The 15515-nt window shown below is 71.4% G+C and carries 13 protein-coding genes and 1 pseudogene; 7 read left to right on the forward strand and 7 right to left on the reverse strand.

Annotated elements, in window-relative coordinates:
* Positions 1-542: 542 nt before the first annotated feature.
* The 3 genes and pseudogenes from ACZ52R_RS14010 to ACZ52R_RS14020 form a co-directional block, all read right to left on the reverse strand.
* A complete protein-coding gene (locus ACZ52R_RS14010; RefSeq protein ID WP_465753509.1) occupies positions 543-1577 on the reverse strand; it encodes a serine hydrolase domain-containing protein in 1035 nt (344 codons plus the stop codon).
* Positions 1574-2773: pseudogene (locus ACZ52R_RS14015) on the reverse strand (UDP-N-acetylglucosamine 1-carboxyvinyltransferase); the annotation flags it as partial. The pseudogene ACZ52R_RS14015 and the gene ACZ52R_RS14010, both read right to left, overlap by 4 nt.
* Positions 2774-2833: 60 nt before the next feature.
* Positions 2834-3112 carry a hypothetical protein gene (locus tag ACZ52R_RS14020; protein ID WP_465617174.1) on the reverse strand — a complete coding sequence of 93 codons (279 nt, stop codon included), beginning with the start codon at positions 3110-3112 and terminating at the stop codon, positions 2834-2836.
* Between the two features lie 187 nt (positions 3113-3299).
* Here ACZ52R_RS14020 and ACZ52R_RS14025 point away from each other — a divergent pair, with 187 nt between their 5' ends.
* A complete protein-coding gene (locus ACZ52R_RS14025; protein WP_465617176.1) occupies positions 3300-3473 on the forward strand; it encodes a hypothetical protein in 174 nt (57 codons plus the stop codon).
* A gap of 135 nt (positions 3474-3608) precedes the next feature.
* Here ACZ52R_RS14025 and ACZ52R_RS14030 read toward each other — a convergent pair whose 3' ends face one another.
* Entirely contained in the window at positions 3609-4004 is a 396-nt protein-coding gene (locus ACZ52R_RS14030) for a zinc-binding dehydrogenase (RefSeq protein ID WP_465661892.1), read from the reverse strand.
* Positions 3947-4741, reverse strand: coding sequence for a DUF6585 family protein (locus tag ACZ52R_RS14035; RefSeq protein WP_465617180.1), 795 nt, complete (start codon positions 4739-4741; stop codon positions 3947-3949). The genes ACZ52R_RS14030 and ACZ52R_RS14035 overlap by 58 nt, the downstream gene beginning before the upstream one ends.
* A gap of 368 nt (positions 4742-5109) precedes the next feature.
* On the opposite strand from ACZ52R_RS14035, the gene ACZ52R_RS14040 reads away from it, so the two are divergent.
* The 3 genes from ACZ52R_RS14040 to ACZ52R_RS14050 all read left to right on the forward strand — a co-directional run bounded on the left by ACZ52R_RS14040 (position 5110) and on the right by ACZ52R_RS14050 (position 10014).
* Positions 5110-6993, forward strand: a complete 1884-nt coding sequence (locus tag ACZ52R_RS14040; RefSeq protein WP_465661894.1) for an APC family permease — start codon at positions 5110-5112, stop codon at positions 6991-6993.
* A gap of 8 nt (positions 6994-7001) precedes the next feature.
* Positions 7002-9428 carry a DUF4118 domain-containing protein gene (locus ACZ52R_RS14045; RefSeq protein ID WP_465617184.1) on the forward strand — a complete coding sequence of 809 codons (2427 nt, stop codon included), beginning with the start codon at positions 7002-7004 and terminating at the stop codon, positions 9426-9428.
* Between the two features lie 160 nt (positions 9429-9588).
* Positions 9589-10014, forward strand: coding sequence for a hypothetical protein (locus ACZ52R_RS14050; protein ID WP_465661898.1), 426 nt, complete (start codon positions 9589-9591; stop codon positions 10012-10014).
* Between the two features lie 44 nt (positions 10015-10058).
* Here the strand turns inward: ACZ52R_RS14050 and kdpB are convergent, their stop codons facing one another.
* Both kdpB and ACZ52R_RS14060 read right to left on the reverse strand, forming a co-directional pair.
* Entirely contained in the window at positions 10059-12245 is a 2187-nt protein-coding gene (gene kdpB / locus ACZ52R_RS14055; protein WP_465617188.1) for a potassium-transporting ATPase subunit KdpB, read from the reverse strand.
* 175 nt (positions 12246-12420) lie between these two features.
* Positions 12421-13194, reverse strand: a complete 774-nt coding sequence (locus ACZ52R_RS14060) for a GNAT family N-acetyltransferase (protein WP_465753510.1) — start codon at positions 13192-13194, stop codon at positions 12421-12423.
* A 535-nt stretch (positions 13195-13729) separates the two neighbouring features.
* Here ACZ52R_RS14060 and ACZ52R_RS14065 point away from each other — a divergent pair.
* The 3 genes from ACZ52R_RS14065 to kdpF all read left to right on the forward strand — a co-directional run bounded on the left by ACZ52R_RS14065 (position 13730) and on the right by kdpF (position 15515).
* A complete protein-coding gene (locus ACZ52R_RS14065; protein WP_465753511.1) occupies positions 13730-14551 on the forward strand; it encodes an SDR family NAD(P)-dependent oxidoreductase in 822 nt (273 codons plus the stop codon).
* A 47-nt stretch (positions 14552-14598) separates the two neighbouring features.
* A complete protein-coding gene (locus ACZ52R_RS14070) occupies positions 14599-14673 on the forward strand; it encodes a 50S ribosomal protein bL37 (RefSeq protein ID WP_465753522.1) in 75 nt (24 codons plus the stop codon).
* A gap of 752 nt (positions 14674-15425) precedes the next feature.
* Positions 15426-15515, forward strand: a complete 90-nt coding sequence (gene kdpF / locus ACZ52R_RS14075; RefSeq protein WP_360508580.1) for a K(+)-transporting ATPase subunit F — start codon at positions 15426-15428, stop codon at positions 15513-15515.

A 15515-nucleotide genomic window follows, 5' to 3' on the forward strand; every position in this document is an offset into this window, starting at 1 on the left:
CTGCGGGCGGACAACCGCTGACAGAACCATGACGCCCGGGGATCGGGTCTTGGCGACTCCTTGACGACAGCCGGCTCGTCGGTCGAGGCCGAGTGCTCAGCGGGCGCGGGCGGGTCCGGTCAGACGTGGTCGAGGCGCTGGCCTCCCTGGGGTCCGTACCAGGTGAGGTCGATGCCCTCCGTGGGTTCGGCGGTAGGCGTCGACCAGGCCGAGTGCGCCGAGGGAGCGGTAGAACTCGTAGTCGTGGTCGGCGAAGAGCGCGCGGCTGGCCGGCGGGTCGCGGGCTGCACGCCCCATTCCGCAGACTCGCACGCGCCTCCACCGTCCCGCTGCCGCGACGGCCACGCCAGCCCCGCCCGCGCTGATGGATTGCTCGGGCCGCCTCGGTGGACTCCACGACCATGCGCTCCTGGGCGCTGATCGCACGGGCGGTGTCGGGCCAGTCCGCGGGGTCGGAGAGGTTCAGGACGGTCCCGGCGGGCCCGCCGAGCCGGAGGGTGGTCAGCGATGCGAGCGTGACCTGGGGCACGGCAGGGGTCCTCTCAGTCGGCGGTGACGGCCTTGAGTGCGAGGTTGCGGAGCGGGGCGAGGCGGGTGCGGTTGTCCTGGTGGTGGTAGACGGCGTTGGCGCAGATGGCCAGGTAACGGCCGGTGGCCGGGGCGAGGTAGAGGCTGGTGCCGGTGAAGCCGTGGTGGTAGGCGACCCGGCCGTCGTCGGCGAGGATCCAGGCCAGGCCCCGGTGGAGGCCGGGCTCGATCTCGGTCTTCGGCTCCATGCTGGTGCGCAGCCAGGCCCCCAGGCCGTGCCCGTCGTCATATGCGGTGAGGAGGCGGTCCGCGAACTTCGCCAGGTCGGCCGGGGTGGTGAAGACCCCGGCGTGGCCGGCGACGCCGCCGAGCAGGGTGGCGTTGTCGTCGTGCGGGATGCCCCACAGGCGAGGGCCACCGGGGAGGCGCTGCTCGGTCGGGGCGACGTCGGCGGACCGGCTGACGGGTCCGTAGGTGGTGCGGGTCATGCCGAGGGACTGCCAGAGGTCGGCGGCGAGCTCGTCCAGGCGGCGGCCGTGGACGTGGGCGAGCGCGAGGCCGAGGAGGATGAACCCGCGGTTGATGTACTGGTGGCCGGCACCGGGTCCGGCGGTCAGCGGTTCGTCGCAGATCAGCTCGGCCAGGTGTTCGGTACGGCCTCGGTACTGGTCGAGGCGGGTCTCGGCCCGCAGGCCGGAGGTGTGAGCGAGGATCTGTCCGACCGTCACGTTCGCGCCGGGCGCCTGCTCCGGCACGCCGGGCAGCAGGTCTCGGACCGGCGTGTCCACGGAGATGCCGTCGGCGAGGCCGATCAGCGGCCAGGTGGACAGCACCTTGGTGAGCGACGCGGCGTCGTAGAGCGTGTCCGGGCCGGGGCGGGCGTCCCCGCACTCGGGCGCGACGAGGCCGGAGGCGGTGAAGGCGGGCAGGTCATTTCGGGTGCCATGGGCGATGACGCCGCCGGGCAGGGCGCCGTCGTCGACCAACAGGTCGAGGCACTGGCGCAGTTCGGCGATAGTGTCCGGGTTCCACAGTCGGGTGGTCGTCACGGAAGCTCCTGGTTGATCGTCAGATCGGCACCGAGCGCGGCCAGTTTGGGCGGCAGGTCGCCGTAGCCGCGCCGGAGGTGGTACATGCCACGGATCGTAGAGGTGCCCTCGGCGGCCAAGGCGGCGAGCATGAGAGCCGTCACGGCCCGGATGTCCTCGCCCGCCACGTCAGCGGCAAGGAGGCGAGACGGCCCCTCGACGGTGATCGCCGGTCCCTCCGCGTTGACGGCCGCGCCGAACGCCCGCAGCGCGGCGAGGTGGCTGTCGCGCCGGCTGTAGATCCGCTCGTCGATCCGCGACGGTCCGGCGGCCTGGGTGAGGACGGCGGTCAGCTGGGGCTGGACGTCGGTCGGGTAACCCGGGTGGGGGCCGGTGGCCATCTCCACCGCTCGCAGCCCTTCCGGCACGGTCACCGTCGTTCCGCCATGCTCGGCGGTGAGGAGGATCCCGGCGTCGGCGAAGACCGACACCAGGCCCGCCGGGAATCCGTCGGGCGGGAAGGCGTCGAGGTGGACGCTTCCTCCGGTGATCGCAGCCGCGAGCGCCAGGGTGGCGGCCTCCAGCCGGTCGGGCGGCACCCGGAAGACGCCGCCGGCGATGTGGTCGGTACCGGTGACGTGCAGGGCCTCGTTGCCCTGCCAGGTGATGCCGACGCCGGAGCGGGCGAGCAACTCGGCGGTGACCGTGACCTCGGGTTCGATGCTCGGTCCGAGGATCGACGAGGTGCCGGGGGTGCGGGCGGCCAGCAGCATCGCGGTGACCGTTGCTCCCAGGCTCGGGCCCCACTTCTTGGTGCTGACGGTGGTGATGAACGGCAGGCGCTTCGAGTCAAGGAAACGGGCACGAACGCGTCCCCGGTTGACCTCGACCTCGGCGCCGGCGGCTTCCATGGCGGCCAGGTGCAGGTCGATGTAGCGGGCGCAGAAGGCGTCGCCTCCGGGCAGCGGGAAGGTGACCTTGCCGGTGCGGGCCAGCAGGGCGGCTGCCATGACCGCGGTGGTGCGGATGCGACGCCCGAGGTCGTCCGGGATGACCGGGAAGTAGGAGTCGGCAGGCCGGGTCTCGAACTCGCCGTCGCTGATGGTGGCTCGGGTGCCGGTGCGGTGGAGGATCTCGGCGCAGACGCCGGTGTCGAGGATCGCGGGGGCACCGGCGAGGGTGAGCGGCCGGTCGGCGAGGATGGCGGCGGCGTAGCAGCGGGTGGCCGCCGGTGATCCGCAGGGTGAGCCGGTCGGTGGTCGTGGTGGCGGTCATGGTCACCTTCCCTGGCTTCCGGCGGGGAAGAACCCGCCGATCTGGGTTCGGGGGTAGAGGGTGGTGTGGGCGCCGATGAGGGTGGCGGGCTGGAGCACGGTGCCGGCGGGGACGATCACGCCGTCACCGATCACCGCGCCGAACTTGGTCTGGCCGGTGGCGATGCGGCGGCCGTCGAGGTGGGCGCAGACCTCTTCGGTGGCGGGCTCGGCGACCGGGCCGCAGGTGACCTTCAGGCCGGTGGTGGAGGGCGCCGCCTCGCTCCGCAGCTGTCTCGGCACAGCCCCACCGTGCGCGAGACGATGGCCGGGCTGCTGCGAGCACAGCGGCGACTCCCGGAGCCAATGTCGAACTTCGCCTCCTGGATCGGGATGTGACGGCGGACTGATACAGAGTTGTGTTAGTTCTGGACTTGCAACGGCTCGACCTTGTTCATGACGGATTCACCGACATGACAGGAGCCTTCGCATGCCTCCCTCGTTCGGCACCAGTACATGGGCGCCGATCTGCCGCCTGCTCCTGGTGCTGCACCAGGGCAAGGACGCCTTCGCCCGGCACGCCGGCGCCCACCCGCTGGTCTGGGCGGAGCAGGAGACCGGGGACGGCCAAGCCGCGGTCTCCGCATCGGGAGGTGATCGGTGATCGAGGGCCAGGACCGGCACGCTGCCGTCCGGGTCCTGAACGCACACCTCATCGCGCCGTTCGGCGGCGCGAGGGCGGCGTCCTGCGATTACCCCGTCGGGTGCGGGCAAGCGCGAAGTGAGGGTGGGCGCTCGGTCAACAATCGACGTCAAGGACGACCTTGCCGGTGGTGCGGCGGGCGGTGAGGTCGTGGTGGGCCTGGCGGGCCTGGCCGAGCTTGTAGACCGGGCCGTTGAGCGGCTTGAGCCAGCCGTCGGAGACCGCCGCGAACAGCGCGGACATCGAGTCCTTGAGGTGCGTGCGCGAGGGGTAGAGGTTCGGGAGCCAGAAGCCGCTGACGGCCTTCGACCCGGCGAGCAGGCTGGTGATGGGCACGAGCCCGTCGACCCCGGTGACGGCGCCGAAGGCGGACATCCTGCCGCGCGGGGTGAGAGCGGCGAGGGTGGCCTGCCGTCGGACCGGACGGGAACCGGCTACCGGCGTAGCTGCTCGACCAGTGCGGCGAAGAGCTGCAGGTTCGGGAACATCCATACCGGGTCGCCGGTCAGGTTGGTCGGCTTCCCGGCGGCCTCGATGCGGACGAGTCCCCGCCTCGTGTGGACGCCTTGCACCTGCGACCAGGAGACCTGTTTCCGCCCCGCCGCCACGCCGCTCCGGCTCACCAGGAAGCCGCCGAACGGCATGGTTTTGCCTGCCCGGAGTGCGATGAGCGCGTCCGCCAGCTGCGCCTCGGTCACGGCCTGCTGGATTCGTGGACCCCAGTCTTCGGGGTTCGGGAACCCTTCGCGGAGGGTGATTTCCTGGCCTTCGCCGTCACGTAACGTGTAGGCGTGTTTGACGCGGTTGCTCCGGCCGAAGGTGTGGTAACGGCCGATGTTCTGGTGCACCGTCATCGTGTCCCACCGCAGTGCCCTGAGCTTGCCCCCTACGACGACGACCAGGCCGTGCTCGTGGAGGTGAAGGCCGGCGTTCTTCCTGGTACTCCTGTTGTGCCTCTCGCGCAGGACCCTGAAGAGCAGGAGGACCGCGACGGGCGGCAGGAAGACGAGGAGTAAGGCGGGAGACGTACGAGCCAGGGCGATGCCGGCGGACACCAGCAGGGCGAGGAGCACGGACACGGTGACGAGGTCCGACCGCTGAACAGTCGGCGAGGGCAGGGTCGGAAGGTAGGTCGCCCGATGGTCGCCCAACCGTTGCCGCGCGACCGCCTCGGCGACCTGCTCCGAGTACTCGGTGGGAACGTGCCGGTGAGCGAAGTCGTCGGACACGGCGCTGTGCTCCTCGATCGGATCTCGGCCGGGAAGCGGCCCACGCTAGCGGGTCGGTGCGGAGGACGCGACGCGTCGAAGGCCTGACGCCGCGACCTTGATGCGTCTCTCCCCGCATCTTGACGAGGTGTTGATTCCGGAGACGGTACGCGCTGAGTGGGCGTCTGTCGGCCGCTGCGCCAACGGGGCGAACCCGCGTGGACGGTTCCAGGAAGCGGAGCGGCTGTCGCGTAGCCTTGCGCCCTGCCGCCGCCTCGGTGGCGCCGGTTCGGGGACGTGGACAGGGGCGCAGGGTGAGTTCGTCGGGTGCGGCTGCGTCGACGCGGCGGACGAGGTTCCGGGCGTGGCTGCTGGAGGGCCTGGCCGACATGGCCAAGCAGTATCCGGGGCCGCACGCGGAGGCGCCGGTCGAGCACAAGGGCCAGCGGTGGTGGCGGGTGATGTGCCTGACCGGCCTGGACTACTTCTCGACGCTCGGTTATCAGCCCGGCATCGCGGCTCTCGCGGCCGGGCTGCTGTCGCCGGTGGCGACGGTCGTGCTGGTGATCGTGACGCTGTTCGGCGCGCTGCCGGTCTACCGGCGGGTCGCGAAGGAGAGCCCGCACGGTGAGGGCTCGATCGCGATGCTGGAGCGGCTGCTGTCGTTCTGGCAGGGGAAGCTGTTCGTGCTGGCGCTGCTGGGGTTCGCGGCGACGGACTTCATGATCACCATTACCCTGTCGGCGGCGGACGCGACCGCGCACCTGGTGGAGAACCCGAGTCTGCACAGCGCGCTGTCCGGCAAGCAGATGTTGATCACGCTGATCCTTGTCGCCCTGCTTGGCGCGGTCTTCCTCAAGGGGTTCAGCGAGGCGATCGGCCTGGCGGTCGTCCTGGTCGTGGTCTACCTGGCGCTCAACGTCGTCGTCGTGGTGAACGGGCTCTGGCACGTGCTGGAGAACCCGGACGTGGTCACGGACTGGGCGGACGCGCTGACCGCCGAGCACGGCAACGTGATCGCGATGATCGGCGTCGCGCTGATCGTCTTCCCGAAGCTGGCGCTGGGTCTGTCCGGCTTCGAGACCGGCGTCGCGGTGATGCCGCACATCGAGGGCGATCCCGAGGACACCGAAGAGAAGCCCGTCGGTCGGATCCGCGGCGCGCGCAAGCTGCTCACCACCGCCGCGCTGATCATGAGTGCGTTCCTGATCACGACGAGTTTCATCACCACGGTCCTGATCCCCAAGGCCGCGTTCGAGGCGGGCGGGCAGGCCAACGGCCGCGCCTTGGCTTACCTGGCCCACCAGAACCTGGGCAGCGGCTTCGGCAGCGTCTACGACCTGTCGACCATCGCGATCCTCTGGTTCGCCGGCGCCTCCGCGATGGCCGGCATGCTCAACCTGCTGCCCCGGTACCTGCCGCGCTACGGCATGGCGCCCCACTGGGCACGGGCGGTGCGGCCGATGGTGATCGTGCTGACGCTGATCGGGTTCCTGGTCACCTGGATCTTCGACGCGAACGTGGACGCCCAGAGCGGCGCGTACGCGACCGGCGTGCTGGTGCTGATCTCCTCGGCCGCCATTGCCGTCACCATCGCCGCGCACAAGGCTCGGCAGCGCAACTGGACCATCGGCTTCGCCGTGATCGCGGCGGTGTTCCTGTACACGACGGGCACGAACATCGCCGAACGTCCGGACGGGGTGAAGATCGGCGCCTGCTTCATCGGCGGGATCATCCTGGTCTCCTTCCTCTCCAGGCTCAGGCGGGCGTTCGAGTTGAGGGTCACCGACGTGGTGCTGGACGAGGCGGCCGAGCGGTTCGTTCGCGACTACACCTACCGGCCGATGCGGCTGATCGCCAACGAGCCGAACAGCCGTGACCTGGCGGAGTACCAGGAGAAGAAGCGGGAGCTCCGGGAGCACCACGACATCCCGGCCGACGTCGACCTGGTCTTCGTCGAGGTGACGGTTCGGGACCCGTCCGAGTTCGAGGCGGTGCTGGACGTGCGCGGCGAGGTCCTGCACGACCGCTACCGGGTGCTGTCGCTGGAGAGCTCCAGCGTCCCGAACGCGTTGGCGGCCCTGTTGATGACGATCCGGGACCGTACGGGGCAGATCCCGCACATCTACTTCGAGTGGACCGAAGGCGGCCCGGTCGGCCACTTCCTGCGCTTCTTCCTGTTCGGCCAGGGCGAGGTGGCCCCGGTCACCCGCGAGGTGCTGCGCGAGGCGGAGCCGGACCGTTCCCGGCGCCCGCGCGTCCACGTCGGCTAGGGCGGAACATGGAACCGGAGACGGAGAGAGACGGCGGGACGGCGGTGGCCGGGAAGCTGCGGGTGTTCCTGGGAGCGGCGCCGGGGGTGGGGAAGACGTACGCCATGCTCCGGGAGGGGCGGCGGCTGCGCGGCGAGGGGCTGGACGTGGTGGTCGGCCTGGTCGAGACGTACGGCCGGCACGGGACGGAGAACCAGCTGAGGGACCTGCCCGTGCTGCCCCGGCGGCCCGTGTCGTACCGGGGCGTGGAGCTGACGGAGCTCGATCTGGACGCACTGCTGGCGCGCCGCCCGGCGCTCGCGCTGGTGGACGAGCTCGCCCACACCAACGTGCCCGGCGGGCGGAACGAGAAGCGCTGGCAGGACGTGCGGGAGCTGCTGGACGCCGGGATCGACGTGGCGACGACGCTCAACATCCAGCACCTGGAAAGCCTGAACGACGTCGTCGAGCAGATCACCGGCGTCGCCCAGCGCGAGACGATCCCGGACGACGTGGTCCGGGCCGCCGACCGGATCGAGTTGGTCGACCTCAGCCCGCAGGCGCTGCGCACCCGGATGGCGCAGGGGGAGGTCTACCCGCCGGACCGGATCGACGTGGCGCTGGACCACTACTTTCGGGCCGGCAACCTGGGCGCCCTGCGGGAACTGGCGTTGCTGTGGCTCGCGGACCGGGTGGAGGAGGAGCTGGCGGACTACCGGGCCCGGCACGGCATCCGGGCGCCCTGGGAGACCAAGGAACGGATCATGGTCGCCCTCAACGGCGCACCGCAGGGCGAGCACCTGATCCGCCGGGGAGCCCGCACCGCGGCCCGGGTCCACGGGGACCTCCTCGGCGTGCACGTCCGCCTGGACGACGGCACGGTCGAGCGCGAGCCGCCGGGCCTGGCGCCGCAACGGGAACTGCTCCGGGAGCTGCGCGGCACCTACGTGGAGGTGAGCGGCAGCGACGTCGCGCGGGCTCTGGTGGACTTCGCCCGGACGGAGAGCGCCACGCAACTCCTGCTGGGGCCGACCAGCCGCAGCAGGCTGCGTGAGCTGGTATCCGGCTCGGTGATCAACCGGGTGATCCGGCTGGCCGGCCCGATCGATGTGCGCGTGCTGCCGCCGCCGGAGCCGGGACTACTGACGGTGCCGCCCGCGCCGCGCAGACGCCGCCCGGCACTCGTGCCGGTCCGGCGGCGCCGACTGGCGTGGCTGCTCGGACCAGCCGGAGCGATCGCGCTGGTCTGGGCGCTGTCGCCGCTGCGCGACTCGCTCGGCCTGCCCGGCGTGCTGCTGTGCCTGCTGCTGGTGGTGGCGGGGACGGCTCGGCTGGGTGGGCTGCTACCCGCGGCGGGCAGCACGGCAGCGGGCGCACTCGCGGCGGACTACTTCTTCACCACGCCCTGGCACAGCCTGACGGTGGAGCAGGGCGCTGACGTCGCGGCGCTGCTGGTGTTCCTCGCGGTGGCCGGGGTGATCTCCCACCTGATCGACGGCCTGACGCGCCGCTCGCAGCAGGCGGACCGGGCGCGCGCGGAGGCGGCCGTCCTCACCAGGCTGGCGGGGGAGACGGTGGAATCCGGGGCACGGGTGTCGTCCGATCTGGTGGCCGAGCTTCGGCAGGTCTTCGGGCTGGACGCGGCCGCCGTACTCGTTCGTACGGGCGCGCTCTGGCAACCGGCGGCTTCGGCCGGGGCGGAGGTGCCGCTGCTGCCCGACGAGGCGTCGTTCTCCGTCGACCTGGGGGACGAGGCGGTCCTCGTCCTGCGGGGTACGCCATTCACCGAGGAGGACACCCGGTTGCTCGGGCCGTACGTCACCCAGTTGAAGCTGGCCCGGGAGCGTGAGCGGCTGGTCGCGCAAGCATCGGCGGCCGAGGTCCTCGCGCACGCCGACGCGCTGCACACGGCGTTGCTGGAAGCCGTCGGAGAGGACCTGCGCACGCCGCTGGCAGCGGTGCGCCGGGAAGCGGAACGGATGCCGGACCCGGACGGGCGGCGGATCGGCGCCGAGGTCGAACGGATGGAGCGGCTGATCGCCAACCTGCTGGATCTGAGTCGGCTGCGGGCCGGGGTGATGCCGGTGGTGCTGCGGCCGACGGCGGTGGCCGAGGTGGTGCGGGCCGCTGCCGAGGGACTGACCGGCGTGCGCATCGAGTTGGAGTCGGAGCTGCCGCGGGTGCTCGCCGATCCCGGGCTCCTGGAGCGGGCGTTCGCGGACCTCCTGGCACTCGGGGCGGCGGGAGCAGGGCCGGTGGTGGTCGACGCCGGCCAGGTGGCCGGGCGAGTGGACGTCCGGGTCACCGTGCACGGAGGCGAGGCTGTCGGTCGGGAGGAGACCGGGCCGGCGGTGGTGCGGGGCTTCGTGGAGGCGATGAACGTCGAGCTGGCCGTCGAGGAGGCACCCGGCGGCGGCACCGCGTACGTGATCAGCCTGGTCCGTGCGGTGGCCTGATCCCATGGCGCGGATCGGTTGGCGACGCGGGGCGTCAAGATCGCGTTGTGAATCCGGGCGTCGGCGTAAGGATCTCGTCAACGCGGGGCGAGGGGCCGTGGGCCCGTGGGTTTGCTGGCCTCGAACGAACTCGCGGCGAAGCTGGGACAGGACGATGCGCATGTACTCCGCCCGCCCCGGTGGCCGTCGCTACCATCCCGTCCTCGACCGCCTGCCGGTCCCGGTGTCGGGCACCGTGGCCCTGGTCGCAGGGGGCGCGCTCGCACTCGGCCTCGGTTGGCTGGGCGAGCTCCACGCCGGCTGGTTGCCGTACATCGCGTACGTCAGCCTGGCCGCGCTGGCAGGAGCCTTCTCCCGGCCCCTGGCCGCGCCACTGGTCGGCCTGGCGGCGTGGTTGTGTTGCAACGCCTTCGTCGAGCACCACCATGCCGAACTCGGCTGGTCCGGCGTGGGGATCGAGAGCGAGCACTTCGTTCTCTTCACTGCCGCTGCCTTGGTGCTCTCCCTGCCTGCTGCGATTCCGCGTCGGGCGATCCGCGTCGAGCGCCTTCCGGTCGGCGAAGGGGCCGAGCGTCACACCGGTTGATGCCCGCCGCCTCGGCGTCGTTCCGGAGGCGGCGGGCCGGTCTGCTATCCGAGCCCGGGCACGAACTGGATCAGCAGGTCGATCGCCTTGATGCCGAGGAAGGGCAGCACCAGCCCGCCGAGCCCGTAGACGCGCAGGTTGCGGCGGAGCAGGTCGGTGGCGGAGGCGGGCTGGTAGCGGACGCCGCGCAGGGCGAGGGGGATCAGGGCGACGATGATCAGCGCGTTGAAGATGATCGCGGAGGCGATGGCCGAGGTGGGGCTGTGCAGTTCCATGATGTTGAGGTGGTGCAGTCCGGGGTAGGCGTTCGCGAACATCGCGGGGATGATCGCGAAGAACTTGGCGACGTCGTTGGTGATCGAGAAGGTGGTCAACGCTCCGCGGGTGATGAGGAGTTGCTTGCCGACCCGGATGATGTCGATCAGTTTGGCCGGGTTGGAGTCGAGGTCGACCATGTTGCCGGCCTCCTTGGCGGCCGGGGTGCCGGAGTTCATCGCGACGCCGACGTCGGCCTGGGCGAGGGCGGGGGCGTCGTTGGTGCCGTCGCCGGTCATGGCGACCATGTTCCCGGCGGCCTGTTCGCGCCGCAGGTGGGCGAGCTTGTCCTCGGGGGTGGCCTCGGCGAGGAAGTCGTCCACCCCGGCCTCCGCGGCGATGGCCTTGGCGGTGAGCGGGTTGTCGCCGGTGACCATGACCGTGCGGATGCCCATCCGGCGCAGTTCGGCGAAGCGTTCGGCGATGCCCTCCTTCACCACGTCCTTGAGTTCGACGACGCCGAGCGCGCGGGCGCCGTGCCGGTCATGGACGGCGACCAGCAGCGGGGTGCCGCCGGCCTCGGCGATGCGGTCGACGAGCGGCTTGGCCTCGATCGGGAGCCGTCCGCCGGAGTCGACGACCCAGCGGGCGACGGCGCTCGCGGCGCCCTTGCGGATCAGGCAGACGGTGCCGTCGGGCCAGGTGAGGTCGACGCCGCTCATCCGGCTGTGTGCGGTGAACGGGACGGGCTGCTGCTCGCCGAGTTCACCGGGGGAGCGGGGCGGCACCCAGTACTGGCGGTTCGTCAGCTCGACGAGCGACCGGCCCTCCGGGGTCTCGTCCGCGACGGAGGCCAACTGGGCCGCTTCGGCGAGCTGTTCGGTGGTCGCGCCGGGCAGCGGGTGCAGGGCGACGGCCCGGCGGTTGCCGTGGGTGATGGTGCCGGTCTTGTCGAGCAGCAGCACGTCGACGTCCCCGGCGGCCTCCACCGCGCGGCCGGAGAGGGCGACCACGTTGCGCTGCACCAGGCGGTCCATCCCGGCGATGCCGATCGCCGAGAGCAGAGCGCCGATCGTGGTCGGGATCAGCGCGACCATCAGCGCGACCAGCACGATGGTGGTCTGGGGCGCGTTCGCGTAGAGGGCCATCGGCTGGAGCGAGACCACCGAGAGCAGGAAGACGATGGTGAGCGAGGCGAGCAGGATGTTGAGCGCGATCTCGTTCGGGGTCTTCTGCCGGTTCGCGCCCTCGACCAGGGAGATCATCCGGTCGACGAAGCTCTGCCCGGGCCGGGAGGTGACCCGGACGACGAGGTGGTCCGAGAGCACCTTGGTGCCGCCGGTGACGCCGGTGCGGTCGCCGCCGGACTCCCGGATGACGGGTGCGGACTCCCCGGTGATCGCCGATTCGTCGACGGTGGCGACCCCCTCGACCACCTCGCCGTCCTGCGGGATCACCTCGCCGGCCGCCACCAGCACGATGTCGTGCAGCAGTAACTGCTCGGCGGGGATGACCTCGTGGCGGTGGTCGCGGGTGCCGACCCGCCAGTGCAGCAGCCGCCGCGCGGTGGTGCCCGCCTGGGCGCGGCGCAGCGAGTCGGCCTGCGCCTTGCCGCGGCTCTCGGCGACGGCCTCGGCGAGGTTGGCGAAGAGCACGGTCAGCCAGAGCCAGAAGGAGATGACCCAGGCGAAGACACCGGGGTGGAGCACCGCGCTGATGGTGGTGAGCGCGGAGCCGGTCTCGACCACCAGCATCACCGGGTTGCGCATCATGACGCGCGGGTGGAGCTTGCGGACGGCGGCGGGCAGCGCCTCGGCCAGCTGCCGCCGGGTGATGAGCCGGCGTCGGCCTCCCGGTGACGTGGGCCGGTGGCTCGGCGGCGGCTCGGGTGCCGGCGCCGGGCTCCGCTCCGGGCGGCGGAACCAGTTCTGCTGATCGGAGGTGGTGTCCGGGGTGGTGAGAGCCGAACGGCGCATCGTCTCGGGGACCTTCCGGGCCGCCCGGTCGGGTGGGGCGGCGGTTCGGGGGAGTGACGGTAACGCCGGAGAGCGAAGCACCGGATCTTCACGCGCCATGCGGGTCTTGATGACGGCTTGGCGCCCAGGACGGTTTCCCTGACGGCACCCTGACGTCTTGTCGGACGCCTGTTCGTCAGAGAGTGCGTGCCGGGCCGGCCCAGTACACCACCTCCTGTCGCACGGGTCGGAAGCCCGCGGCTTCGGCGAGGGTCCGGCTGGCGTGGTTGCTCTGCGGCGCCGACCAGGTCGGGGTGAGGCCTTGGGCGTGGGCGGCGGTCGTGGCGGCACGGACGCAGGCGAGTGCGAGGTCGAGGCGCCGGAACGCCGGGTCCGTCGCCACTGCGATGTCCAGGTGGTTCCGTCCGGCGAGGTAGCCACAGGCGACCGAGGCCAGGTACGGCCCGAGGAACGCGCCCCAGGCGAAGCCGCTCGCCGCGAGTGCGTGATGACCGCCCCAGGTCTCGGCGGCCCAGTGCGGGAGGCCAGGGCGGTTCGCGGAGGAGGAACGGCGGGCGAACCGTTCGAGGTGCGCCTCATCGGTGGCGTGAAGTGGGCGTACCCAGGCCGCGGTATTGCGGGAGACCGGCCGAGGCCGCTCCGAGTGGACGTGCAGCACGCGGATCCACGGCGTGATGTGGCTGAACGTGCGTCCCAACAGGGGGAGGAAGCGGTCCGGAGCGTGGAACTGCCCTCGTCCGAAGCGGGCAAGGACGTCCGGGTCCAGATGTTCGGGATCTCCGATCAGCAGCCGTTCCGGCCCGCAGTGCACCAGTAGTGCCCGGACGGTGTCGGGGTCGTCCGCCCACCAGCCGCCGTGGGCACTCCGCGCGACGTGGGCGGGCAGGACGCTCGCGCCCGGCTGCTCGGGGGTGAACCAGTCATGGGAGGGCAGAACGGTGACGGACATCCGTCCAGCACGGCAGACCGGGGTGGGTTGATGTCGGCTCGTTGACGAAAGCCTGGCAGCGACGGGGGTTCTTGCTGACGGAGCCTTGGCGTGTGCCGAAAGCCCGGCCCGGTGCCAGGGGCACCGCATCAACAAGACGTCGAGAGCCCGTCAGGGGTTCGTCAGGGAGGGTGAACGAGCTTGCCCCCGGCATCGGGGGTGGCTTTGATGGGGGACATGCACCGCTCGACACGCCACCACGACCGCCCGCCGCATAGTCGGCCGCGGATCGTCGCTGTCGCGGTCGCCATCGCCGTCCGGTAGGACCGAGCTCCTTCCCGCTCGTCACCGGCGGCGTGCACGGGCCCGGTGCCGTTACGTCGTGCCCGTGCCGATCACCGCCGTCCGTCCCCTGCCCGACAGGCTCCGAGAGCAGGGGGCGGACGAGCGTTCTCATCGCATCACACCCTTTCGCACCGGTGGCCCCGTCTGCGCCGCGGCTTCATGCCGCCGTGCCTTCGCACCCCGCCGGTGCCTTTCCACCCTTGGATGGGTCATGTCCGACGCTGTTCTGTCCGCCCGCACCGCCCTCGTCACCGGCGCCTCGTCCGGGATCGGCTGGGAGACCGCCCGGCTGCTCGCCGGGCACGGCGCGACCGTGCTCGTGCACGCGCGCACCACCGGCGAGGCCGAGGCGGCTGTCGCCCGGCTGGTCGACGCGGGTGTCCGGCGCGACCAACTCGTCGAGCTGGCAGCCGACTTCACTCGCCTGTCGGAGGTCGCGGTGCTGGCCGGCGCCGTCGTCAAGCACTACCCGGCGCTGGACCTGCTGGTCAACAACGCCGCCACGGTGGCGCCCGAACGCTGCACGCTGACCGACGACGGCAACGAGGTCTCGCTTCAGGTCAACTTCCTGGCCGCGCACCTGCTTTCCAAGCTGTTGCGCGCCCCGCTGTCGGCGGCCGGCGATGCCCGGATCGTCAACGTGTCGTCGTCCCTGCACCGCACCGCCTCGATGAACTGGTCGGACCCGCACCGGGTGAAGAAGTACTCCCGGGTCGCCGCCTACGCGCAGTCGCAGCTGGCGCTCACCATGGCGACCGCCGACATGGCCCCGGCCGGTTCCGGCATCACCGCCGTCAGTGTCAACCCCGGCCTGTGCGACACCGCGCTGCTGCCGCTGTACGGGCGAGCCGGTGCACCGGCGGCGGAGGGGGCGGCGGCCGTGGTCAGGCTCTGCCTGCCGGAGACGGTTGTCGCCAACGGCGCCTACTTCGACGGTGGCGTCATCGCGCCGACCGCGCAGGCCGCCCAGGAGGAGCGCTCGCTGAAGCGGCTGGCCAAGCTCGCCGACCAGCTGGTCGGCCAGGCGGTCTGAACCGCACCACCCGATGCGGCAACCCGACGATCACGAGAAAGAACACGATGTCCAAGCGCGCCCGTAAGAAGAAGGCCCGGCGGAAGAAGAAGTCGAACCACGGCCGCAAGCCCGGGCGGTAGCCCGACAGACCACCCGGTGCCGCGTGCCACCGGCACCGGGTGCACACCTTCGGCCCCTGAGGCCCGCCGTCCGGCTGTGCGGACGGGCGGTGCCTCAGGGGCCGAACCGCTGTACGGGTCATCAAGAACGCGTCAAGGGCGGTGCCGTCGGCATCAAGAGTGCGTAGGAAGCGGAGGGAGGTGCCCCGGGCGGCTTCACGATCGATCAGCATCACGATCGAGGAGCCACGAAAGCCAGAAAGCACGATTCCGACTGTCGCGGCCGATCCCGAGCCGCCGGATACCGGCGCGGGCGACGAGCGGCACCTGCTCAGCGCGCTCGGCGGACTGGAGGCGCGTACGCGGTCGCCAAGGCGCACCTGGGCCGCCGGACGGCGCTGACGGCGGCCGCCTTGCTTGTGATCGACTATGTCCTGAATGCCGCGGTCTCGGTCACCGCCGGCGAGGCCGCGCTGACAGGCTCATCGAAACGTTCAGGACAATCCGCGGTCTCGAGTGAATGACGCCGATATAAGGGCCGCGTCAATGTTTCCGGATCACCCGTATGGACGGCATCAGGGACGCGCTGCGCGCCCCTGACGGCTGGTTGGCTGCTCCCGCCGGTCTTCCGCCGGTGCCGTGAGCGGCCCTCGGCCAGGTCGCGGCATCTCCCGAACCACGCTGGTGGAGCCCATGTCCGATCTCATCTACGTCGGTGTCACGGTCGCCGTGTTCGCCGTCATCGCCCTGATCGCGCGGGGGGTGGAGAAGCTGTGAGTGCCGAGAACATCACAGGTCTCATCGTGGCCGTCGCGCTCGTCGGCTACCTCATCCTCGCGCTGATCTACCCGGAGAAGTTCTGA

The sequence above is a fragment of the Kitasatospora sp. NPDC034023 genome, assembly GCF_055575795.1.